Origin of the sequence: Arthrobacter sp. NA-172, assembly GCF_043952055.1 — a bacterium.
In the GTDB taxonomy this organism is placed as follows: Bacteria; Actinomycetota; Actinomycetes; order Actinomycetales; family Micrococcaceae; genus Arthrobacter.
Genome location: NZ_JBINOT010000003.1, coordinates 618452 through 641927 on the forward strand (window position 1 = coordinate 618452; position 23476 = coordinate 641927).

Genomic DNA, 23476 nt, shown 5'->3' on the forward strand with positions numbered 1-23476 from the left:
GATTAGCTATGGCGTACCCTGCGCCCCTTAGTAATGGAGTTCCTTCGTGACGGTTAATTCAACCTCCACCACGTTCGTTGACCGGCACATCGGTGCCCAACGCCAGGCCGACATTGACATCATGCTCAAGTCTGTTGGCTACGACAGCGTCGATTCGCTCGTGGACACCGCGGTTCCCAACGACATTCGCCAGGACGTGGCACTGACTCTGCAAAACGCCCTGAGCGAGGTGGAAGTACTTGCTGAGCTGCGCAAGTTGGCCTCCAAGAACAAGACGGCTGTGCAGATGATCGGCCAGGGCTACTACGACACGGTCACGCCACCGGTGATCCGCCGCAATATCCTCGAATCTCCGGCCTGGTACACCGCCTACACCCCGTACCAGCCGGAAATCTCCCAGGGCCGCCTCGAAGCCCTGCTGAACTTCCAGACCATGGTCCAGGACCTCGTCGGCCTGCCCATCGCCAACGCCTCCTTGCTGGACGAAGCCACGGCGGTCGCCGAAGCAGTCCTCATGATGCGCCGCGCGAACAAGAACAAGACGGCGCACGACGGCAAGACTGTCCTTGACGCCGACTGCCTCCCGCAGACCATCGCGATCGTCAGGGGCCGCGCCGAGGCGCTGGGCTTCGAGGTCGAGATCGCTGATCTGTCCCAGGGCCTGCCCGACGGCGACATCAACGGTATCGTCCTGCAGCAGCCGGGCGTTTCCGGCCGGGTGTTCGACCACGCCGCCGTGATCGCCGCCGCCAAGGAACGCGGTGCCCTGGTCACGGTCGCCGCAGACCTTCTCGCCCTCACCCTCATCACGCCTCCGGGCGAGCAGGGTGCCGACATCGCCGTCGGCTCCACCCAGCGATTCGGCGTTCCGCTGTTCTTCGGCGGTCCGCACGCCGCGTACATGGCTGTCCAGAAGGGCCTCGAGCGCTCCATGCCGGGCCGCTTGGTGGGCGTTTCCAAGGACGACGCCGGTACTCCCGCCTACCGTCTCGCCCTGCAGACGCGCGAGCAGCACATCCGCCGCGAGAAGGCCACGTCCAACATCTGCACCGCTCAGGCTTTGTTGGCCATCGTCTCCTCGATGTACGCCGTCTACCACGGACCCGAGGGCCTGAAGGCGATCGCCGAGACCGCCCACAACCACGCCCGGACCCTGGCGGCCGCGCTGAAGGCAGCGGACCTCGAGGTCCTGCACGGCAGCTTCTTCGACACCGTTACCGTCCGCGTGCCGGGCAAGGCTGCCGAGATCGTTGCAGCTGCCGAGGCCAAGGGCATCAACCTGCGCGGCATCGACGCCGACACTGTGGGCATCTCGGTTGACGAGACCACGACGACGACGGTCCTCGCCGACGTCGTCAGCGTGTTCGGTGCCTCGCCCGCCGGCTCGGTAGAGGGCTTCGCGCTGGATGCCGCCGTCGAACGTACTTCCGACTACCTCCAGCACCCGGTGTTCAACACGCACCGTTCCGAGACCCAGCTGCTGCGCTACATCCGCAGGCTTTCGGACCGCGACCTCGCGCTGGACCGCACCATGATCCCCTTGGGTTCGTGCACCATGAAGCTGAACGCCACGGCCGAGATGGAAGCCATTTCCTGGCCGGAGTTCGCCTCGATCCACCCCTTCGCTCCGGATTCCCAGACCGAGGGCTGGCGTGAATTGATCACGGACCTGGAGTCCCAGCTGACTGAAATCACCGGTTACGACCAGGTCTGTCCATCCAGCCGAACGCCGGATCCCAGGGTGAGCTCGCGGGCCTGCTTGCGATCCGTGGCTACCACCACTCCCGCGGCGATGAGCAGCGCAACGTCTGCCTGATCCCGGCGTCGGCGCACGGCACCAACGCCGCCTCCGCAGTCCTGGCCGGTATGAAGGTTGTTGTTGTCGCCACGGCCGCTGACGGCACCATCGACCACGCGGACCTGCAGGCAAAGATCGAAGCCAACAGGGACGTGCTCTCGGCCATCATGATCACCTACCCGTCCACGCACGGCGTGTACGACGCCGACGTACGGGAAGTGTGCGATTCCGTCCACGCAGCCGGTGGCCAGGTGTACATCGACGGCGCCAACCTGAACGCCCTCGTAGGCTTGGCGCAGCCGGGCAAGTTCGGCGGCGACGTGTCCCACCTGAACCTGCACAAGACCTTCTGCATCCCGCATGGCGGCGGCGGACCCGGCGTTGGCCCGGTCGCAGCCAAGGCCCACCTGGCGCTGTTCATGCCCGGCAACGCCGCGGCATCGTCCGAGGGCGGCGTTTCTTCGCAGGGCACTCCCATCTCAGCTTCCCGCTTCGGTTCCGCCGGTGTGCTGCCGATTTCCTGGGCGTACGTGAAGCTCATGGGCGGCGAAGGCCTCACCGAAGCCACGAAGTCCGCGCTCCTTGCCGCGAACTACATTGCCTCCCGCCTCAACGAGCACTTCCCCGTGCTCTACACCGGCGAAGGCGGACTCGTTGCCCACGAGTGCATCCTGGACCTGCGCGAACTGACGGCCAAGACCGGCGTCACCGCCGAGGACGTGGCCAAACGCCTCATCGACTATGGTTTCCACGCTCCCACCCTGGCGTTCCCCGTTGCGGGCACCCTCATGGTGGAGCCCACCGAGTCCGAGGACCTCGGCGAGATCGACCGTTTCATCGAGGCCATGATCACCATCCGCAAGGAGATCGACCAGGTGCTGCCCACGGCGAGTTCACCGTGGAGAACAGCCCGCTGCGGCACGCGCCGCACACGGCTGCCGCCGTCGTGAGCTCCGACTGGAACCGTGTGTACTCCCGCGAGCAGGCCGTCTTCCCGGTCCACCACCTCAAGCAGGACAAGTACTTCCCGCCGGTAGGCCGCATCGACGGCGCCGCGGGCGACCGTCACCTGGTCTGCTCTTGCCCTCCGATCGAAGCCTTCGAGAACTAAGGATCGACCAACATGACTGAGAATTACACTGCGCTTTACGAAGAGCACAAGAAGCTCGGCGCTTCCTTCACCGATTTCGGTGGTTGGCAGATGCCTTTGAAGTACTCCTCCGAATTGGCCGAGCACCACGCCGTCCGCCAGTCCGCAGGCCTTTTCGACCTCTCCCACATGGGCGAAGTCTGGGTCACGGGCCCGCAGGCTTCCGCGTTCCTGGACTACGCGCTGGTAGGCAAGATCTCCGCCATGTCCGTGGGGAAGGCCAAGTACTCGTTGATCTGCCAGGAAGACGGCGGCATCATCGATGACCTCATCACATACCGCCGCCCGTCGTCCGTTGAGGGCTCCGACAAGTTCCTCGTGGTGCCCAACGCCGGCAACGCCAAGGTTGTTGCTGAGGCTCTGGCCGAACGTGCTTCAGGCTTCGACGTCGTCGTGGAGGATGCTTCCGCAGCCACCTCGTTGATCGCCGTCCAGGGTCCCAAAGCCGAGAGCATCCTGCTCCGCCTGGTCCCTGCCGCCCAGCACAGCCTCGTGACGGAGCTGAAGTACTACGCCGCCGTCGAGGTGCCTTTCCTTGTGGCCGGTGCCTCGTCCGAACTGCTGCTCGCCCGCACCGGCTACACCGGCGAGGACGGCTTCGAAATCTTCGTAGACAACGATTCCGCTGCCGCCCTGTGGCAGGCCATCGCAGCCGTTGCCGAAGATGGCGAATTGGTCCCTGCAGGCCTGGCCTCGCGTGACTCGTTGCGCCTTGAAGCCGGCATGCCGCTCTACGGCAACGAGCTCTCCCGCGAAGGAAACCCCTTCGCGGCAGGCTTGGGTCCGGTCGTCTCGCTCGCCAAGGAAAGCGACTTCATTGGCCGCACAGCACTCGAAGCATTGAAGGCCGACGGCGTCGGCACCACCAGCGGCCGCAAGCTGGTTGGACTCAAGGGCCTCGGCCGCCGTGCCGGACGCAGCCACTACTCGGTCCTCAAAGATGGCGTAGTGGTCGGCGAAGTCACTTCCGGCCAGCCGAGCCCGACGCTCGGTTACCCGGTAGCGTTGGCGTATGTCGACGTCGAACACGCTGAAGCAGGCACGGCTGTGGACGTAGACTTGCGCGGCAAGTCCGAGCCCTTCGAGGTTGTCGCCTTGCCGTTCTACAAGCGGGCGAAGTAGTTCGCCTCGCTTCAAGCCCGTCGGACCCGACATCCTCTGCATGCTCGGTCGCGTAGACGCCCGCTGAGCGGACGTGACGCTCCCTTAGACGCATGCTGCCGGATGCCGGGCCCGAAGGGGCTCGGTACCTCACCTTCGGTGCCGCCCACTGAAACTGGATCGGCCCACGGGAACCACGGGCCACCGACTAAACCTGAAAGGGCCACTGTTCTTTTCCGGAACTGTTGGCCCCGAAAACTGAACTTGGCATGGGCAGGTGAGTGGATTCCGGAAGCGTGCGTCTAAGGGAGCGTTACGTCCGCCCAGCGGGCGTCTTCGCGACCGAGCACGCGGAGGGATTCGCTCACCCGCCACCCAACCGACCAAACTGTTTTAGACCAAAGCAAAGGAAAAGCACATGGCAAAAGTTGCACCTGAACTGCAGTACTCCGACGAACACGAATGGGTCGCTCGGGAAGCGGGCAATCTTGTGTCCGTTGGTATCTCCGCCGTGGCCACTGATGCCCTCGGCGACATTGTGTACGTTGACTTGCCCGAGGTCGGCGCGGATGTGACTGCGGGGGAGACCTGCGGCGAGGTTGAGTCCACCAAGTCCGTGTCGGACCTGTACTCCCCGGTGACGGGCGAGGTCACGGAAGTGAACTCCGCCGTCGTCGACGATCCTGCCCTGATCAACAACGATCCGTACGGTGCGGGCTGGCTGTTCAAGGTGGCCGCCGAATCCGACGGTCCGCTTCTCTCCGCTGAGGAATACGCTTCCAAGAACGGTGGCGAGCTGTGAGCGCGGCTTCCGCAACCGCTTTCGAGCAGGTTGTTTCGCCTTCCCTGGACGCGCTGCTCTCTGATCTGGATCCGGAGATCGCGGGCAAGATCGACGACGAACTCACCCGCCAGCGCAATGGCCTGGAAATGATCGCCTCGGAGAACCACACTGCCGTGGCTGTCATGCAGGCGCAGGGTTCGGTGCTGACCAACAAGTATGCCGAGGGCTACCCGGGCAAGCGCTACTACGGTGGCTGCGAGCACGTAGACGTGGTGGAGCAGCTGGCCATCGATCGCGTGAAGGCCCTGTTCGGTGCCGAATACGCGAACGTGCAGCCGCACTCCGGCGCCCAGGCGAACGCGTCCGTGATGCACGCCCTCATCAAGCCGGGCGACACGATCATGGGCCTGAGCCTGGCCCACGGCGGACACCTGACCCACGGCATGCGGATCAACTTCTCCGGAAAGCTCTACAACGTGGTCCCGTACGGGGTTCGCGAGGACTCCCACACGGTGGACATGGCCGAGGTGGAGGCCTTGGCACTGGAGCACAAGCCGGCACTGATCGTGGCCGGATGGTCCGCCTATGCGCGCCAGCTGGACTTCGCGGAGTTCCGCCGGATCGCCGATCTGGTGGGCGCGTACTTGATGGTGGACATGGCGCACTTCGCGGGCCTCGTGGCCGCGGGCCTGCACCCGTCCCCGGTCCCGCATGCCCACGTCACGACGTCCACCACGCACAAGACTCTCGCCGGTCCGCGCGGCGGGATCATCCTCTCCAACGACGCCGACATCGCCAAGAAGATCAACTCTGCAGTCTTCCCGGGTCAGCAAGGCGGCCCGTTGGAGCATGTCATCGCGGGCAAGGCGGTCGCGTTCAAGATCGCCGGCACGCCGGAGTTCAAGGAGCGCCAGGAGCGTGTGCTTTCCGGTGCCCGGATCCTGGCCGAACGCCTCGTCCAGGAAGACGTCACCGTGAAGGGGATCTCCGTGATTTCCGGTGGCACCGACGTGCACCTGGTGCTCGTGGACCTGCGCAACTGCGAACTCGACGGCCAGCAGGCCGAAGACAGGCTCGCCGCGATTGACATCACGGTGAACCGCAACGCGGTTCCGTTCGACCCGCGCCCGCCGATGGTCACCTCGGGTCTGCGGATCGGCACCCCGGCCCTGGCCACCCGCGGTTTCGGCGAGGCGGCGTTCCGTGAAGTTGCGGACATCATCGCCGAAGCACTGATCGCCGACGCCGACGCTGATCTCTCGGGTCTGCGTCACCGCGTGGAGGCTTTGGCCGCCGCGCACCCGCTCTACCCGGGCGTTGCGAACCTCAGCTAGCTGCCTCAGGGGCCGACCCCTTTGAGTTTGTGTACACGTATTGCCCTTTAGGGGCGTGATAACGGGCACGATCTGTACACAAACTCGGAGGGGTCCGGCCGCCCCCAACCCGACCACCCACTTACGTAATTAAGGAAACCGACATGGCTGTTGGCGTCTTCGATCTTTTCTCTATTGGGATTGGTCCTTCGAGTTCGCACACTGTGGGGCCGATGCGGGCTGCCGCCGTGTTCGCGGGCGAGTTGAAGGACTCCGGCGTCGTGGAACGCGTGGCATCCCTGCGCGTTGACCTGTACGGTTCCCTGGCTGCCACGGGCCGGGGGCACGGGACCATGACCGCGGTGCTGCTGGGCCTGGAGGGGTACCACCCCGAGGAGATCCTCCCTGAGGAAGTGGAGGAACGGCTTGCGTCGATCGCGGAGACCGGTCAGCTGAACCTGGCTGGGGAAGTATCCCTGCCGTACGGCGAAGCGGACATGATCCTGCACCCGCTCACGGTTCTGCCCCGGCACACGAACGGTATGAAATTCCAGGTTGCAGACGCCGACGGCGAGACCCTCCACGAGGCGACGTTCTTCTCCGTAGGCGGGGGATTCATCGTCCGGGAGGGCGAGGAAGACGCTGCCCGGAAGGAGTTGGAGGAATCCAAGAAGGAACTCCCGCTGCCCTTCCGCACCGCCGCGGAATTGATGGGCCGTTGCGCGTCCAAGGGCCTGGGCATCAGCGACATCATGTTCATCAACGAGCGCGCCTCACGGAGCGAAGAGGAAATTCGTGAGGGCCTGCTGCACATCTGGTCCGTCATGGAAGCCTGCGTCGAGACGTCCCTGAAGCGTGAAGGTGTGCTGCCCGGCGGACTGAAGGTCCGCCGTCGGGCCCCCGACTGGCACGAGCGGCTCTTGAAGGAAACCAAAGACCAGGACCCTGATTACCGGGACCCGAAGTACTGGCAGGAATGGGTGAACCTGATCGCCCTGGCGGTGAACGAGGAAAACGCCTCGGGTGGTCGGGTGGTCACCGCTCCCACGAACGGCGCCGCCGGGATCATCCCCGCGGTGCTGTACTACGCCCTGCATTTCGCTCCCGGGATGGACAAGGCCACGCAGCAGGACCGCGACGACGTCGTGGTGAAGTTCCTGCTGGCCGCGGGGGCCGTCGGGGTGCTTTACAAGGAACAGGCCTCGATTTCGGGTGCCGAGGTCGGCTGCCAGGGCGAGGTCGGCTCCGCGTCCTCGATGGCCGCCGCTGGCCTGGCGGAAGTCATGGGCGGCTCTTCAGGACAGGTGGAGAACGCCGCGGAAATCGCGATGGAACACAACTTGGGTCTGACCTGCGATCCGATTGGCGGGCTCGTGCAGATCCCTTGCATCGAACGCAACGCGATCGCGGCAGCCAAGGCAATCAACGCCGCGAAGATGGCGCTCTGGGGCGACGGCACCCACCGTGTTTCGCTCGATGAAGTCATCGTGACCATGCGCGAAACCGGCAAGGACATGTCCTCCAAATACAAGGAAACTGCCATGGGAGGCCTGGCCGTCAACGTCGTCGAATGCTGACACCCATCTCCTGGTGAGCGAGGTGGCGTCCGCCGGTTGGCCAGGTTGGCCTAGCAACGCCGCGGAGGCCATGGCTGCGAAGGCCGACCACAGGCTGCTGCTGCGGCCGGTCGAGAGTGGCGGAATGGGGCGGTAGACGATCATCGGATCCTCCTGGTTCGGATGGTGTGTTGATACCACTTTCCGCCTCCGGAATAGTTGTGGACTTTGGGGAACCTTTGCCCTGCCTGTGAGAAAAACGAACGGCATCCATGTGAAGGCGTCGGAACGGGCCAGGCGGTAGCTCTCCGTGAGGGCCGATAGACTTGAGGCTGAACGCCTGCGCCGCACACCGGCGCCTGCTGCCTCAAGTACGCAACTGATTGGACACGGCCCCCTTGCGAGAATTTACCGCACGCTTTGCCACCGCCGAGGAAATCGAACACTGGGACAAGCACGTCACGGCCAACCCCAACGGCGGCAACCTCCTCCAGTCCGAGGCGTTCGCGGACGTGAAACAGCACTTCGGGTGGAAGCCCCTGCACCTCGTTTACGAATCCCCGGACTACAGCAGCTACAACCTGGTCTTGGAGAAGTCGTTTCCGCTGCTTGGCAAGCTGTGGTACCTCATCAAGGGCCCGGACGTGGCCGGCGTCGAGGACATTCCCGGGATCATCAGGGCTAACCAGGAATTCGTGAAGCGGAGCAAACTCGGGGTGTTTGCCATCAAGATCGAGCCGGACATTGTCCTGACTGATGGCGCGCGCGCCGCGATTGAGGCCACCGGAGTGGTCAAGACTCCCAACTTGCAGCCGAACGACTCCACAGCCCTGCTGGACATTTCCCCGGAAGAGAACCAGCTCCTGCGCAACCTCCATTCCCGTGGCCGCAACGCGGTTCGCCGGGCCATCCGCGAAGGCGTCGAGGTCCAGGACATGGAACCCACGGAGGAGAACTTCCGTTCCATGTATGCGCTGATGACCAACACCGTGGAAGCGAAGTCCCAAGTGCGGGTCCGCGAATTCGGGTATTATCGCCAGTTTTGGACCAATTTCATCGAGCGTGGCCAGGGCAGGCTTCTGTTTGTCTTCGAAAACGGTGTTCCATCGGTTGGTGCGTTCGTTATCAACTACGGCCGGAAAGGCACGTACAAGGACGGCGGCTCCCTGCAGAAGCGTTCACAGTACGGCGATTCGCACTTGGTCCAATGGACGGCCATTAACCAGGTCAAGGAACTGGGCTGCACTGAGTACGATTTCTGCGGCACGCCGCCCGCAGACCGGCTCAAGGACACCTCGCACCCATTCCATGGACTCGGGCTCTTCAAGACCAGCTTCAGCAAGACCGTCACAGACTTCGTGGGTTGCTATGACCAAGTCATCAACCCGCTGAAGTACAAGCTCTGGACGGCAGCCGGAGAGCGCATCGCCCGGCAGATCTACACCCGCCGTACGGGCCAGCAGTTCTACTAGAGGAAACACCCGCGTGACTGACCGCCCCGACAACAGGCCCACCACGGACGGCTTGCCCAAGACGCAGCCGCTCAATCCATCCCAGGTGCGCCCAGAACGCCAACGCCAAACGGATGCTCCGCAAGCTCGTGCAGGGTGAGAATCCTCCCACTGCGCCCATGAGCATCGTGGATCGCTTAGCGGGAAGTCCCTACGCGAACCCCATCATCCATGTGGGTGGTGTTGATGAATCGGCCCGCAAGACCATCGACTTCGCGCTGCACATGGCCGAGTCCATGTTTCGTTACGGCGCGGGCGCCTTGGAAGTCGAGACCAGCATCATCGCGGTCACGGCTGCGCTCGGCCTGAAGAACATCGAAGTCGACATCACCAACCAGTCGGTCCAGATCAACTACGCGCCCAAAGACCAGACCCCTCTGACCCTGCTGCGTGTGGTCCGTTCCTGGACCAACAACTACGCAGGTCTGGCCCAGGTCTCACCAGCTCGTCACCGACATCGTGGCCGGCGGGGTGGGCAGGGTGGAAGCCGTGCGCCGGCTGGATGACATCATCCGGAGCAGCAAGCCATACCCACGGTGGATGGTCACTATGGCATTCGGCGTCTTCTCCGCTGTTTTCGTCGGGGTCCTGGGCGGGGGACTTGGGGCATCCGCTTTGGCTTTCGTCTCGAACATGCTTGTCAATCTCGTGGCCCGGCAATTGGGCAAGTGGCGCACGCCCGATTTCTTCGTGACAGCGGCCTGTTCCTTCCTGGTCACGTTCATCGCACTCATGCTCCACTGGACCGGGGCGAACATCCCGCCGTCCATCGTCGTGGCGGGCGGCATTCTCCTGCTGTTGCCAACAGGGCGGCTCGTCTCTTCCGTGCAAGACGCCATCAATGGATTCCCCGTGACTGCGGCCGGACGTTTCCTGTCCACCATCCTGACCTTTGGCGCGATCGTCGCGGGTATCGCCGTCGCGGTGGTTGTGGGTGACCTCATCGGCAGCGCCGCGATCGACGTCACGCAAACATTCCCCGAGGCGTATCCATTGTGGGGCCAGACGATCCTGATCGCCATCGCCGTGATTGCCATCGGCATCACCGAGCAGACCCTGCTCAAACTTCTACTCCCGACGGCGGCAGTGGGTTTGGTTGGCTACTTCGTCTTGTGGGGGGCTTCCAACCTGGGCTTCGGAGACCGGCTCTCGCCGGCGATTTCCGCCGTGATCATCGGCCTGCTCGCCCGCATGGTGGCGCTCAAGCTCGGGGCGCCGCAGTTGGTGGTGGCCGTCCCGGCAGCCCTCATCCTGTTGCCTGGGCTGAAGATATTCCGTTCAATGTATGTGTTGACGGTGCAGGAAGCGGACGTCTTGCTGGGTTCGGGTGGCATGCTCAACGCCGGAGCAATCGTGCTAGGCGTGGCCGCAGGAATCGTGCTGGGCGACAACCTTGCCCGGCCGCTGACCAAGGGACTGGCGAGCAACGAACGCCGCCGCGTGCGCCGGCGGTAATGGAGTCTAGGGTGCGCGCGGAGTTCACCCATGCTCAGCGCGCGGAACTGATGGTACCGGTCCCAGGGTGAGCAGCGACGGGTGGGCGGCGCCAACGCCCGCGGGCTTACCGTTGAGAAGGTTGCGGGTGCCGTGGGCGATGTACCAGCGCACCTTCTCTCCGACGGCAGACGGGTCCGTCCCTCCGACGGCCTCGTCAAGTTGTTCGAGCGTATCGGTAACGGCCGCTTTCGCGTGCCGCTCGTCGATTCCCCAAGAGACCCCTTCTGCAACAAGGTCTTCGACCGTTAGTGACGGCTGATAGGCGCGCGAGTTGATTCGCAGGGACATGTTCAACTGGCCGTTGGGTGCGAGGGCATGGGACGATACGTCGTAAAGCGGCGCCAGCGTGACCGAGCCGTCGGCGCTGCGAAGGATCGAGAAGTTTTTGGCGTGGGCGTCGGTGTTGCCGACCGCGGTATTGAAGGCCGTATGGGCGAGCAGCTTCTCTCGGTCGTCGGAGCCGCCCCCGAGGATATCCCGACGGCGTTGGAGCAGTCCGGCAAGATTCCGCAGGTTGGCGCCCGGATTGACACCTTCGAATTTGCTGTCTGTGTCCCAAGGGAGGCCAAGGGCTTGGGCGCCATCCTCCTGGTGGATGCGTTCAACGCTCCGGCCGGCGATCCTGCGGTCATAACGCTCCAGGACGAGGACAGTGCGGCCGGCGAAGGTTTGCACTCCGCTGGCGTAGTTGGTCAGCCCGACCCTCCTGGAGAGATCCAGGCAGTAGGACTCGGTGTGCAGGGCGAGCTCGTTCCCCGCCGCCACCGGCTTGATGATGTGGGTGGACGCGGCGCCATCGACTCCCGCGTGCCACAGCCCGTCCAGCAGGGCCAAGGTGGTCTTGGGCTGGTACCCGGCCAAGGAGCCGCCTCCGCCGACCGCGCCCAAGGCATAGTCGTTGATGAGAGTCAGGCGCTCCGCGATCTGTTCGGCGGTAACGGGCTCGTAAGACTCTTCAGGCTCCCCGGGGTCCCCGCCGATTCGGATGGCACCGGCAACGTCCCGGCCCGCGTAGGAAACGAGCGCATATACGTCATCACGGTTGGCATTCGCCTGCCGCGCCAGGTTGGACCGTCCGGAGCCTTCCGGTAACAGTCCGCCGAAGAATGCAGTGGCGGCCGCTGGTGAGGACTTGCGAGGGCCAAGAGGGAGGTTGGCGGAGAGGATACGTGAGCCGACACCGAACCTGTCCATTCCGGCATCTGAGGATTCGAAGACGACCGTGTCAGGACCTGCCCGGACCAGATGGCCGATGACCGTGCCGTACAGGTGGACCTCCTGCGCCTCAGCCACGGTCCGCCCCTTCCCGGAAGGACAGTTCAATGCCAAGCTTTTCCATGACGGTGAAGAACTGCCCGTTGAGCACCTTTGGCTTTCCGGTCTCAAGTTCGGACAGGTACCGCTGACTCACGCCGAGGCGGTCGGCGAGCTCGCGTTGGGAGAGGCGGGCGCGCTGGCGGATGCCGTAAACCACCAGGCCGAGGTCTGAGACCGACTTCATGACGCCGTGCACCGGACCTCCTGATGAGCTTTTCGTAATAGAGGCAATTTGATTACCTTTTCGTAATCATATCCAATTTAATACGACAATGTAGTCACAGTTGCCCGTTGGGGAAAGCTCGGATCGTCCGCCGGCGCTAGATCTGCCCGATCGGGAGTTTCTTCTCTGCCTGGAAATCGTCCTCCACGCGGCCTTGGGCCCAGTATCCGGAGAGGGATACTTGGGAACGCTCCAGCCCACGCTGCTTGAAGAAGATGTCCCGCAGGCCCTTCATGTAGCCGCGTTCACCGTGTGCAAACACGTCCACCCGGCCGGTCAGCCACTCTGCTTCGTTCAACGCATCAAGGAGGATCGGGCTCGATCCAGCCGGAATGCCGGCACGGAAGAGCCAGCGCAGCTCGAGGCCCAAGGGTGCCGCGATGTCCAGGATGTCGGCGTCGCTGTCGACTTCAAGGAAAGCAATGCCCTTGGCATCTGCTGGCAGGGATTCAATCACGGCGGCAATCGCCGGGAGCGCGGCGTCGTCGCCCGCGAAAAGGTACCAGTCGGCGTCGGGCGCTGGATTGTAGGCGCCGCCCGGACCTGTGAAGACCAGTGCATCGCCCGGCTGGGCAGCCAGGGCCCAAGGCCCTGCCAGGCCTTCGTCGCCGTGCACCACAAAGTCGATTGCCAGTTCCCGGGCTGCCTCGTCCACCCAGCGGACCGTATAAGTGCGGGTGTATGGCCACTGATCGCGGGGCATGGTCTCGCGGATGGACCACAGATCCAGGGGCAGCTCGTAGTCGACGCCGGGCTGCGGGAACACGATCTTCACGTAGCGGTCCACAAAAGCGTTGTTCACGTAACCGGCAAAACCGGGTCCGCCTGCAATGATGCGCACCATGTGGGGTGAAAGCTGTTCCGTGCGCAGCACAGTCAGGCTCACCTGGGGGCGGGTATTGCGGGATGCCGACGACGTAGCGGGCAGAGATGTCATGTAGGCAAGCCTAAGCTAAGGCAACGGTGGGAGTTCCCAGATGACGGGATCTGCGCCTTGATCAACCAGCGAGGAATTGGCCCGGCTGAACGGGCGCGAACCGAAGAAACCCCGGGACGCGGACAGCGGACTGGGATGAGCGGAGATGATCGCGGGCGCGCCTTCCAACAAAGGCTGCACCGCTTCGGCGTCCCTGCCCCACAGCATGGCGACGAGCGGACTCTGCTGTCCCACAGCGGCGCGGCGCCGGGCGACGGCGGTGACTGCCGCCGTCGTGATGGCCTCCCAGCCCTTGCCCCGATGCGAGCCGGCGGCACCTGCCGCGACGCTCAGGACCCTGTTCAACAGGAGGACGCCTTGGCCTGTCCAGGCGGAGAGATCGCCGTGGACCCTCGGTGGCAGGCCGAGATCCGCTTCCATCTCCCGGTAGATGTTTGCGAGACTGCGGGGAATGGGCCGGGTGTGCCCCGAAACCGCGAAGGAAAGCCCGACGGCGTGTCCCGGCGTCGGGTAGGGGTCTTGGCCGAGGATCAGCACCTTGACGTCGGCCAGCGGCTGCCGGAAGGCACGCAGGATGTTCGACGCCGCCGGCAGCACTTGGGTTCCCCGGGTTGCCTCGCTGGCCACGAACGCGAGCACTGAGCGCAATTCATCCTCGACGCCGGACAGTGCCTCCGCCCAGTCCGGGGCCATCAAATCCTCCAAGGCCATTCCCGGGAGTGCCTCGAATTCGGGGGAGTGATCCTCGAACCCGAACTCAAACAATGCTTCTTTGCCTACCACCCAGCCATTGTCCCTGTACTTGGGCGGTGGGGGAAAGTGCCGAGGTGGAAAGCGGCGCCGCGGTCCGGCGGGGCAAATGACATCCTTGTTATTCGCCCGTTACCATGGGCGGGGGACAATATTCAGTCAATGCGTCAAAGGAGTGTGTCGTGGCAGAACCCGCACGGGAACCCATGGCGTCCGAAGCAACTGGATTGGTGCTTGCGGACTTGTCCGCCGAGCTCCGCAGCGATTCGCCGCTGGGCGAGCGTGAGCAGCAGATGCTCGCCTTGGAGCGGCAGTGGTGGAAGTATGCCGGCGCCAAGGAGCAGGCGGTCAGGGAGCTGTTCGATCTCTCTGCGACGCACTATTACCAGCTCCTCAACGCCCTCATCGACACCGAGGATGCTCTCGCGCATGATCCTATGCTGGTCAAGAGATTGCGTAGACTACGTATGTCACGTCAGAGGGCCCGCACTGCGCGCCGTCTCGGTTCCGACGCATAGAGCACCCGCTGATCACCCAGCAAGCAAGCAGCAAGGACAAGGCTTCACCATGACCAAATTTGCCCGGGATGAATTCGACCGTGTCCCGCAAAGCTCGTCGCGCCAAGGTGTCCACCGGCTCGTCGCGTCGGCCTCCCGGCCCGCGCTCTGGCCCGTGCTGGTCCTGGGCGGTCTTGCGTTGGCCGTGGGCCTCGTTGCCTTCCTCGTCCTTCCGAAGCTTGGGTTAACCTCCTCGACCACGCCGCAGGCTGCCATCGCGGCGGGCGCCTCCAAGAGTCCCACAGCTTCGCCGACTGCCAGCGGCCCGGCTTCTGCAAATGGCTCAGTCCAGCCGTCCAGCCAGCCGAGCCCGAGCGCAACTTCCAGCACGCCCACGGCTAGCACCGCGCCTAGCACGGCGCCGCTGGACAAGACCGCGGCAGTCGCGGTCTACAACGGCACCACCACCGGTGGCCTGGCTGCCCGTGTTGCCGGCGTAGTGCAAGGCGGCGGCTGGCCGCTGTCCACGGTCGCAAACTGGGGCGGCATGCCCCAGCAGACCTCTTCCGTCTTCTACAACGGCGCCGCCCAGAAGGGCAATGCGGAAGCGCTCGGCAAGCTGCTGGGGATCGCCAACCTGGTGGACAGTGCCGAATTCCAGCAGCCGGTGGTCGTCATTCTGGGGCCCGGCTACAAGTAACTCGGTTACGCCTCAATAACATTGCGGCCACCCTCACCCAAGGTTGCGCTACTGCAACGTGACTGTGGTTACAGTAGTTGTGAGCTGGCCCGGAGATCCCGGAAGCTGGCCACTGCTAGTTGAAAGTGTGGGGATCATGGCTTTGGGAACCGTCAAATGGTTCAATGCCGAAAAGGGCTACGGATTCATCACCGTGGATGAGTCCGGTGACGACATTTTTGTACATTGGTCCGCCATCCAGATGGATGGCTTCCGTGCGCTCGAAGAAGGACAGCGGGTCGACTTCGAACTCGGTGAGGGCCAGAAGGGCCCGCAGGCAGAGAGCGTGCGGCTTATCTAGTGGGTGTTGCGGCAACGAGGCATTTCAGGCACCTAGGGGCGCGGCGGACACGGCTCTTGGATGCACAGCCATCCGGAGGGCGCCGGTCCCGGACATTTTCGCTGGTAGCACCCCTCCTCGCAGGCTGTGCAGCGTTGGCCGTCGGATTGGCCGGGTGCTCCGCCCAGGTGGGAAACGCGCGGCTCGACGCCGTCACCCCCAGTGGAGACGGCGTCCTGCACATCGGGATGATCCTGGACAATACCGGCAGTTCCGCGTTCCTTAACGAGTCCGAACTTGCAGCAGCCAAGCTGGCCGTCAAGCAGATCAACGACGCCGGCGGTTACAAAGGCCATCCTGTGGAGTTACTCCCGGCATCGGCGGCCAGTGACGGCAGCAGCGCTGCGGCCTTCACTGCCGACACTGCGTCACAAGCCAAGGCGTTGCTTGCGGCCCACGCCGACGTCGTGGTGGGGCCAACGGATTCGAGCCATGCGCCCGCCGCGATCGATATTCTTTCGCCTGCCCGTATTCCGCTCATCTCACCCGCAAACACCGCGTCGGGGCTCAGCAGCTACAAGAGCGGCGGTTTCTACTTCCGAACCTCGGCCGCCGACGCCGCCCAAGGCAGCGTCCTGGCGAAGCTGGCGCACGATTCCGGTGCTAAGACACTCTCCGTTCTGCACGAAGCCGGGGACTACGGTACGCGCGTCTCCGCGGCGGTCATGGATGCTGCACGCAGCCTCGGCATGAACGCTGTGTCCAACGTGGAATTCGCGTCCGGCAAAGCAGCTCCGGCAGCGGCGAGCATCAAATCCGGGACGCCGGACGCCGTCGTCGTGGTTGCCCGCGATGGTGCCCAAGGCGCCCTGGCCGAGCTGATGAACGCGGGGCTGAGCGGCAAGAAACTGATCCTGAGCGACGGCGCTATACGCCAGTACGGATCCGCCCTCGGTGCCGGCGGCCTCGACGGTGCGCGGGGGATTCTTCCGGGCGTGTTCCCGGGCGTGGACTTTCAGGCCGGACTGACGGGGATCGATCCCAAACTCAAGGACACGACGTACGCCGCTGAAACGTACGACGCCGTCACCCTCGCGGCGCTTGCTGCTGCGGCTGCGGACGACGACGCCGGGGCATCGATCGCTGCTTGGCTCACCACCGTGGCCGGCGGGACGCGTCCGACGTCGGGCGCCGCGGCATCAAAAGAGCGCGCGTCTTGCACGTCATACAAGGACTGCGTCGAGGTGCTGAAGGCGGCCAAACTGCCGGATTACGACGGCGAATCCGGCACCATAGGATTCGACTCCAACGGCGACGTCACATCGTCCAATTACATGGTTTTCACCTACGGCGCTGACAACACTGCGCGGGTGAGTGGCAAGGAGACGGCCTCGCGGACCCCGTGATGGCTTTGCTGGTAGCGAACTCCCTTGGCGTGGCGAATGGTTTCCAGCACTTTCTGCTTGCACTCTCCTCGGGTGAGTGCTAATTATTGATTAGCACTCTCAAGCACTGACTGCTAATGCTTCGTGCGGCTCCGGCCGCTCGGAAGATGGTGGCGGTGCATGGGGGAACAAAGAACACCTTGCTGGGGTGAGATCCGGACCACGCGGCGTACAGAGGCCGAATGCGAAGGATCGTCCGTCGCGGGCACCGCAGTAAAGGCACCTTCTGTAACGACTGTCCCGAAAGGACTACCGCCGTTATGGCCAAGATCATTGCATTTGATGAAGAGGCACGCCGCGGTCTCGAGCGGGGTCTGAACATCCTCGCCGACGCCGTCAAGGTCACCCTCGGCCCGCGTGGACGCAACGTCGTCCTCGAAAAGAAGTGGGGCGCCCCCACGATCACCAACGATGGTGTTTCCATCGCCAAGGAGATCGAACTGGACGACCCGTTCGAGAAGATCGGCGCGGAGCTGGTCAAGGAAGTTGCCAAGAAGACGGATGACGTCGCTGGCGACGGTACCACCACCGCAACCGTTCTGGCCCAGGCCCTGGTCAAGGAAGGCCTGCGCAACGTAGCTGCCGGCGCCGACCCGCTGTCCCTGAAGCGTGGCATCGAGAAGGCTGTTGAAGCCGTCATTCGCGAGCTGCTCACGTCCGCCAAGGAAATCGAGACCAAGGAAGAGATCGCCGCCACGGCTTCCATCTCTGCCGGCGATACCGAAATCGGTAACCTCATTGCTGAAGCCCTGGACAAGGTCGGCAAGGAAGGCGTCATCACGGTCGAGGAGTCCAACACCTTCGGCCTGGAGCTTGAGCTCACCGAAGGCATGCGCTTCGATAAGGGTTACATCTCCGCCTACTTCGTCACCGACGCTGAGCGCCAGGAAACGGTCCTCGAAGACCCGTACATCCTGATCGTCAACTCCAAGATCTCCAACGTGAAGGAACTCGTTGCGGTCCTGGAGAAGGTCATGCAGTCCAACAAGCCGCTGCTGATCATCGCCGAAGACATCGAGGGGGAGGCCCTGGCCACCCTGATCGTCAACAAGATCCGTGGCACCTTCAAGTCCGTCGCCGTCAAGGCTCCGGGCTTCGGTGACCGCCGCAAGGCACAGCTCGCCGACATCGCCATCCTCACCGGTGGCCAGGTCATCTCCTCCGAGGTCGGCCTGTCCCTTGAGAACGCAACCCTCGAACTGCTTGGCAACGCCCGCAAGGTAGTTGTCACCAAGGACGAGACCACCATCGTCGAAGGTGCCGGCGACGCTGACGCCATCGCCGGTCGCGTGGCTCAGATCCGTGCCGAGATCGAGAACTCCGACTCCGACTACGACCGCGAGAAGCTGCAGGAACGTCTGGCCAAGCTGGCCGGCGGCGTTGCAGTCATCAAGGCCGGTGCCGCAACCGAGGTCGAGCTCAAGGAACGCAAGCACCGCATCGAGGACGCAGTCCGCAACGCGAAGGCTGCCGTTGAAGAAGGCATCGTCGCCGGTGGTGGCGTTGCCCTCATCCAGGCCGGTGCCAAGGCGTTCGCCAACCTGCAGCTCGAAGGCGACGAAGCAACGGGCGCCAACATCGTCCGCGTTGCCATTGACGCTCCGCTCAAGCAGATCGCCTACAACGCTGGCCTCGAGCCGGGCGTTGTTATCGACAAGGTCCGCGGCCTGCCGTCGGGCCACGGTCTGAACGCTGCAACCGGCGTTTACGAGGACCTGCTGGCTGCCGGCGTCAACGACCCCGTAAAGGTCACCCGCTCGGCCCTCCAGAACGCTGCCTCCATCGCTGGTCTGTTCCTGACCACCGAGGCCGTTGTTGCCGACAAGCCGGAGAAGAACGCTCCGGCCATGGGTGGCGGCGACGACATGGGCGGCATGGGCGGCTTCTAAGCCCCCGCGCTGGCCTACTAGCCACACGCACGACGGCGGTTCCCACCTCAGGTGGGGGCCGCCGTCGCCGTTAACGGACGCTCGCTCACCTTTGTGGGGGAGGGCGGAAGTGTCGGGGCGGTCTGGCAGGATGGAAACCATGACGATTATTGCTGCAGCCGATGGTTCTGCCCTCGGCAATCCCGGGCCTGCCGGTTGGGCCTGGTACGTGGACGACTCTTGCTGGAGGGCCGGCGGGTGGCCGCACGGAACCAACAACCAAGGCGAGCTCATGGCGGTGCTGGATCTCTTCCGGGCCACGGCACATGTTCCAAATGAAGAGCTCAGGATTCTCTGCGACAGCCAGTACGTCATCAATTGCATCACCAAATGGATGCCAGGATGGAAGCGCAAGGGCTGGCGCAAAGCTGACGGAAAGCCCGTCTTGAACGTCGATCTGCTCAAGGACATCGACAAGGCCATTGTGGGCCGCAAATACACGTTCGAGTGGGTCAAGGGGCACGCCGGCCACGACCTCAACGAGGCCGCCGATGAGCGGGCCCGGGCCGTCGCCACTGCATTTCAGCAGGGCACCTCAGTTCCGAGCGGGCCGGGCTATCCGGGAGCAGGTGATGCTCCACGATCCTCCTCCGGTGGGTCTCAGCCCGGTGTCTCAGCGCCCCAGGGTGTACCCGTGGAAGCGCCTTCCCTTTTCGACGATGCCGATGAAGATGCCGACGGCCCCGAGGAAGACCTCACATTGTTTGGCGGTCAGGACCTTTCCATCGAGTCGGAGCTGAAAGCTGGGCAAGAGGTGTTCACCGAGCCCACTCTGTTCGCTGAATATGAAGACGTTGCGGCGCTCGGCCAGAATGGCGGTCGCTCTGACGAAGAAACCGTCATCCTTCTGGAGAGGGAACTCCTGAGGCCGGAAGTCAGGGAAGACCTCGGACGTACGGGGATCCTGCTTCACCCGGACTTCACTGAAATCGGCAGCTCGGGACGGTTCTGGTCCCGCGATGAGCTCATGATGGCGATGGAGGAAGACCCGAGGCAAGCTGAGGAGATTGAGGTCATCTCGGCTGACCGCATCTCCAACAACACCGTGCTGCTCAGCTACAGAAGTTATGGGCGAGCCGGCTCGGCACTTCGGAGCTCGATCTGGTTGCTGGACGACGGCCGGTGGCGCTTGCGCTTCCACCAGTCGACGCCGGAGAAGTAGTTTCGGGGAAGCAGTAGACACGGCACGCCGTAGCGGCCAGGCGTCTGGAACCCGCAGGAAGCGTTCATCCCGTGGGTTCCCTGCCGCAGCGGCTAGTAGCTGAACCGCTGCGTGTTGCCCTGCTCGGTCTGCAGGTAACTTGCCGCGGCGGAGGACAGTGCCAGATTGATCGATGCCAGCGATGCCTCGACCTTGTTTTGGGTCAGCGTCCATTCTGAGACGAGGGCCTGAAAATTGTTGGCGGCCGATCCCTTCCACGTGGCCTGAAGCTCGTCCAAACCACGTTTCATGGCCTGCACGTCGGAGCTGATGCGATCCACCGTGGCCTTGACGTTGGCTGACTTGAGTTGGAGCAGTTCTGTATCGACGGAGATAACGCTCATAGGGGCGTTGCCTTTCAACTAAAGGTGTCCGCAGGTGCGGCTGGCGTGTGGTCCACAAAACGAGCCTAAAAGCCGTCTAAAGACCTTGCCAGAGCCGAACCTTCCTATGTGGATAACTCGCGCTAGTCAGAGACCTCCGCCTCGGCAACGCCTTCAGCAATACTCACGTCTTCAGGCATCTCGGACATCTCGTCACTGGAAAGGGAGGCTGACAGACAGGGTTGCCCCGCCGCCGTCGGTCTCTTCGACCCTGACCGTACCGCTATGCGAGCCCACGATGGCCGCCACGATGGCGAGCCCGAGGCCGCTGCCACCGGTCTCCCGCGTACGGGAAGTATCCGCCCGGTAGAAGCGCTCGAAAATCCGGGGCAATTCCTCGGCCGGGATGCCGCTGCCGTGGTCCCGCACTTCGAGGACGGACAACATGCCGGACGGAGTGTTCCGCACCCCCACCGCGAGCTCGATCGGCGTTCCTTCGGGGGTGTAACGCAGGGCGTTCCCCACCAGATTTCCCAAGACCTGCCGGAGCTTGGCCTCGTCACCTTGGACCGGGGCAGGCGCCGCCGCCCCGCCGTCGAGCCCTGTCAGTGAAATCTTTCGCTCGCCGGACGTCGCGTGGGAGTCCACTACCGCGTCGTTCGCGAGCAATTGCAGGTCCACAGGTTTGAGCTGCAGGGGCCTTTGTTCATCCAGGCGGGCGAGCAGAAGCAGGTCTTCCACCATGGATCCCATGCGTTTGGCTTCGCTCTCGATCCTGCCCATGGCCGTGCCTACATCTTCAGGCGTAGTCAGGGCCCCGTGGCGGTAGAGCTCGGAGAAACCGCGGATAGTCACCAAAGGGGTACGCAGCTCGTGGGACGCATCGGCAGCGAAGCGCCGCAGTCGCTGGCTTCGGACGCTGCGCGTGCGGCGAAGGACGCTTCGATGTGCGCGAGCATCGCGTTGAGGGAGCCGCCTAGGCGGCCGACCTCGGTGACGGGGTTTTCGATCTCGACGCGACGCGAAAGATCGCCTGCGGCGATGTCGGCTGCGGTCTTTTCCACGCGGGAGAGCGGACGGAAGGAGCGGGCCACCGTCCAGGTGGCGATAAAGAAGGCGAGCACCAGGGTGAGGAGCCCCACGCCGACCACCACCAGCGTGGCGTGTTCCATGACCTTGTCAACGGGGGACAGGGGGAGCCCGACAATCACTACGGCGTTTTGTCCGGTCCGATTGTCTACCACGTTGACCGCGACGACGCGCCAGTCGCCGCCCGTTGTGCCGCTTACCTGGAACGGTGCGTAGTTGCGGTTCTTGGCCTCAGTGGGACTGATGTTGGCGATGCTCGGCCGATCGGTCTTGCTGCCGCCGAACGAGTAGGGCTGCTGGCCCTGGACATATAGCGTCAGGGAGTAGTCCGTGGGCACGGCGGGGTTGGGCTCAGACAGGTTGGCGAAAGACTGCTGCTGTTGGGCGAGCTGGACCGCGGCCTTGAGCTTGTCGTCCACTTGCCCTTGAAGGTAGCTCTTGACCAGCGTCAGTGTTCCGGCGCCTGTCGCGGCCAGGGCGAGGAGCAGCAGGCCCATGATGATGGCGACCAGCTGTGTCCTCAGTGACGCAGATTTCCAACGGTTCAACAAGGTCAGCGCTTCTCGGCCGTCCGCAGCACGTAGCCAACGCCACGTTTGGTCTGGATCAAGGCAGCGGCGTCCGGATCAATGTCCACCTTGCGCCGGAGGTAGGAAATGTAGGACTCCACGATCGAGGCGTCGCCGTTGAAGTCGTACTCCCAGACGTGGTCCAGGATCTGCGCCTTGGAGAGCACCCGGTTGGGGTTCAGCATGAGGTAGCGCAGGAGTTTGAACTCGGTGGGGGACAGCTCGATGATGGTGCCGCCGCGGCGGACCTCGTGGGCGTCGTCGTCGAGCTTCAGGTCATCCACGCGGATGACGGCGTCGTCGTCTTCCATGGGCTGGGTCCGGCGCAGGACGGCGCGGATCCGCGCCACCACTTCGTCCAGACTGAATGGCTTCGTGACGTAGTCGTCGCCGCCCACGGTCAGGCCCGTGACTTTGTCTTCCGTGTCGTCCTTGGCGGTCAGGAACAGGACAGGGAAATGCTTTCCGGCGGCCCGAAGGCGGCGGGTAACGGTGAACCCGTCCATGTCGGGCAGCATGACGTCCAGCACCGCAAGATCGGGCGCGTGGAGATCGGCGGCAGCGAGGGCTTCGCGGCCGTTCGACGCCGCAACGACCTCAAAGCCAGCAAAGCGCAGCGAGGTGGAGAGCAGCTCACGGATGTTGGGTTCGTCGTCTACGACGAGCAGCTTGGCTTCGGGGCCGTTCTTTTTCATACATTCATGATGCTCCCAGTTTCTGGGAGTTGACTGGAAGCTTGTTGGGAGAATTATCGGGGTGCCGTGGTTATCTGGCTTGGCACTCAGGTGCCCATGGCCAGTCCGACGCCGAGCCCCACCATGGTCACAGCAATGGTGCCGTCGAGTATCCGCCACGACGCCGGGCGGGCAAAGAATCCGCGCAGCAGTTTCGCCCCGAAGCCGAGCGAACTGAACCACAAAACGCTGCCCGCCATGGCTCCGGCGCCGAACCACCATTGCAGCCCGGCCCCTTGCGCGTTGGCGACGGATCCCAACAGCACCACGGTATCCAGGTAGACGTGGGGGTTGAGCCACGTGAGTGCCAGGACGGTCGCCAGCGCGGCCCCCAGCCCCTTACGGCCGGCTGCTGTGGGCTCGGGCACCGATGACCCGGCCCCCGTGGTCACGAGCGCTTGCGGCCTGAGGATCCGCCGCGCCGCCATCACTCCGTAGGTGACAAGGAATGCCGCACCCACAAAACGGAGAACGACGACGGCGGCAGGCGCCGCGGTGAGCAGGGCACCTGTGCCGAGTACCCCCGCCGCGATGAGCACGGCGTCGGAGACTGCGCATACGGCAACGATTTGCCAGACATGCTCGCCGCGGATTCCCTGCCGCAGGACGAAAGCGTTCTGCGCGCCAATGGCGACAATGAGGGCAAGGCCAGTACCGAGGCCAAGGCCGGCGGCGTGGAAGATGTCGGGGGAGTTCATACTTCGAGGCTAAGTTTCACCTTCAGCATTAGTCCA

General features: G+C 63.9%; 18 protein-coding genes and 3 pseudogenes. 13 read left to right on the forward strand and 8 right to left on the reverse strand.

Going from position 1 to position 23476, the window contains the following annotated elements; genetic code table 11:
• Nucleotides 1-46 precede the first annotated feature (46 nt).
• The 7 genes and pseudogenes from gcvP (at nucleotide 47) to ACF0H6_RS17000 (ending at nucleotide 10668) form a co-directional block, all read left to right on the forward strand.
• A pseudogene (gcvP, locus tag ACF0H6_RS16970) lies at nucleotides 47-2909 on the forward strand (aminomethyl-transferring glycine dehydrogenase).
• Between the two features lie 12 nt (nucleotides 2910-2921).
• Entirely contained in the window at nucleotides 2922-4070 is a 1149-nt protein-coding gene (gene gcvT, locus ACF0H6_RS16975) for a glycine cleavage system aminomethyltransferase GcvT (protein WP_395250690.1), read from the forward strand.
• 397 nt (nucleotides 4071-4467) lie between these two features.
• Nucleotides 4468-4851 (forward strand): glycine cleavage system protein GcvH, encoded by a 384-nt coding sequence (gcvH, locus tag ACF0H6_RS16980; protein WP_395250691.1) that lies wholly within the window; start codon nucleotides 4468-4470, stop codon nucleotides 4849-4851.
• Nucleotides 4848-6167, forward strand: coding sequence for a serine hydroxymethyltransferase (gene glyA / locus ACF0H6_RS16985; RefSeq protein ID WP_395250692.1), 1320 nt, complete (start codon nucleotides 4848-4850; stop codon nucleotides 6165-6167). Before gcvH ends, glyA begins: the two co-directional genes overlap by 4 nt.
• Before the next feature lie 143 nt (nucleotides 6168-6310).
• Complete coding sequence (locus ACF0H6_RS16990) at nucleotides 6311-7723, forward strand: L-serine ammonia-lyase (protein ID WP_395250693.1); 1413 nt, start codon at nucleotides 6311-6313, stop codon at nucleotides 7721-7723.
• A 377-nt stretch (nucleotides 7724-8100) separates the two neighbouring features.
• Nucleotides 8101-9174 carry a lipid II:glycine glycyltransferase FemX gene (locus ACF0H6_RS16995; RefSeq protein ID WP_395250694.1) on the forward strand — a complete coding sequence of 358 codons (1074 nt, stop codon included), beginning with the start codon at nucleotides 8101-8103 and terminating at the stop codon, nucleotides 9172-9174.
• Between the two features lie 13 nt (nucleotides 9175-9187).
• A pseudogene (locus tag ACF0H6_RS17000) lies at nucleotides 9188-10668 on the forward strand (threonine/serine exporter ThrE family protein).
• A gap of 24 nt (nucleotides 10669-10692) precedes the next feature.
• Here the strand turns inward: ACF0H6_RS17000 and ACF0H6_RS17005 are convergent.
• From ACF0H6_RS17005 to ACF0H6_RS17020, 4 genes are all read right to left on the reverse strand, one after another.
• Nucleotides 10693-12003, reverse strand: coding sequence for a type II toxin-antitoxin system HipA family toxin (locus tag ACF0H6_RS17005; RefSeq protein ID WP_395250695.1), 1311 nt, complete (start codon nucleotides 12001-12003; stop codon nucleotides 10693-10695).
• On the reverse strand, nucleotides 11996-12223 hold the full coding sequence (locus ACF0H6_RS17010; protein WP_395250696.1) for a multiprotein-bridging factor 1 family protein: 228 nt from the start codon (nucleotides 12221-12223) through the stop codon (nucleotides 11996-11998). The genes ACF0H6_RS17005 and ACF0H6_RS17010 overlap by 8 nt, the downstream gene beginning before the upstream one ends.
• A 124-nt stretch (nucleotides 12224-12347) precedes the next feature.
• Complete coding sequence (locus tag ACF0H6_RS17015) at nucleotides 12348-13187, reverse strand: siderophore-interacting protein (RefSeq protein WP_395250697.1); 840 nt, start codon at nucleotides 13185-13187, stop codon at nucleotides 12348-12350.
• A gap of 15 nt (nucleotides 13188-13202) precedes the next feature.
• Complete coding sequence (locus ACF0H6_RS17020; protein ID WP_395250698.1) at nucleotides 13203-13970, reverse strand: uracil-DNA glycosylase; 768 nt, start codon at nucleotides 13968-13970, stop codon at nucleotides 13203-13205.
• A gap of 149 nt (nucleotides 13971-14119) precedes the next feature.
• On the opposite strand from ACF0H6_RS17020, the gene ACF0H6_RS17025 reads away from it, so the two are divergent.
• The 6 genes from ACF0H6_RS17025 to ACF0H6_RS17050 all read left to right on the forward strand — a co-directional run bounded on the left by ACF0H6_RS17025 (nucleotide 14120) and on the right by ACF0H6_RS17050 (nucleotide 19988).
• Nucleotides 14120-14455 carry a DUF3263 domain-containing protein gene (locus ACF0H6_RS17025; RefSeq protein ID WP_395250699.1) on the forward strand — a complete coding sequence of 112 codons (336 nt, stop codon included), beginning with the start codon at nucleotides 14120-14122 and terminating at the stop codon, nucleotides 14453-14455.
• A 49-nt stretch (nucleotides 14456-14504) separates the two neighbouring features.
• Nucleotides 14505-15134: a LytR C-terminal domain-containing protein gene (locus ACF0H6_RS17030; RefSeq protein WP_395250700.1), complete on the forward strand. Its 630-nt coding sequence runs from the start codon at nucleotides 14505-14507 to the stop codon at nucleotides 15132-15134.
• A gap of 136 nt (nucleotides 15135-15270) precedes the next feature.
• Nucleotides 15271-15474, forward strand: a complete 204-nt coding sequence (locus ACF0H6_RS17035; protein WP_059388209.1) for a cold-shock protein — start codon at nucleotides 15271-15273, stop codon at nucleotides 15472-15474.
• Nucleotides 15475-15530: 56 nt separating this feature from the next.
• The gene (locus ACF0H6_RS17040) at nucleotides 15531-16859 is read left to right on the forward strand and encodes an ABC transporter substrate-binding protein (protein ID WP_395250701.1); all 1329 of its coding nucleotides are present in this window, start codon (nucleotides 15531-15533) and stop codon (nucleotides 16857-16859) included.
• A gap of 299 nt (nucleotides 16860-17158) precedes the next feature.
• Entirely contained in the window at nucleotides 17159-18787 is a 1629-nt protein-coding gene (gene groL / locus ACF0H6_RS17045) for a chaperonin GroEL (protein ID WP_395250702.1), read from the forward strand.
• A 139-nt stretch (nucleotides 18788-18926) separates the two neighbouring features.
• Nucleotides 18927-19988 carry an RNase H family protein gene (locus tag ACF0H6_RS17050; RefSeq protein ID WP_395250703.1) on the forward strand — a complete coding sequence of 354 codons (1062 nt, stop codon included), beginning with the start codon at nucleotides 18927-18929 and terminating at the stop codon, nucleotides 19986-19988.
• Between the two features lie 92 nt (nucleotides 19989-20080).
• Here ACF0H6_RS17050 and ACF0H6_RS17055 read toward each other — a convergent pair whose 3' ends face one another.
• The 4 genes and pseudogenes from ACF0H6_RS17055 to ACF0H6_RS17070 form a co-directional block, all read right to left on the reverse strand.
• Complete coding sequence (locus ACF0H6_RS17055; protein ID WP_269997655.1) at nucleotides 20081-20371, reverse strand: WXG100 family type VII secretion target; 291 nt, start codon at nucleotides 20369-20371, stop codon at nucleotides 20081-20083.
• A 192-nt stretch (nucleotides 20372-20563) separates the two neighbouring features.
• Nucleotides 20564-21990, reverse strand: a pseudogene (locus tag ACF0H6_RS17060) (sensor histidine kinase).
• A 2-nt stretch (nucleotides 21991-21992) separates the two neighbouring features.
• Nucleotides 21993-22703 carry a response regulator transcription factor gene (locus ACF0H6_RS17065; protein ID WP_395250704.1) on the reverse strand — a complete coding sequence of 237 codons (711 nt, stop codon included), beginning with the start codon at nucleotides 22701-22703 and terminating at the stop codon, nucleotides 21993-21995.
• A gap of 86 nt (nucleotides 22704-22789) precedes the next feature.
• Entirely contained in the window at nucleotides 22790-23440 is a 651-nt protein-coding gene (locus tag ACF0H6_RS17070; RefSeq protein WP_395250705.1) for a LysE/ArgO family amino acid transporter, read from the reverse strand.
• Nucleotides 23441-23476 lie beyond the last annotated feature (36 nt).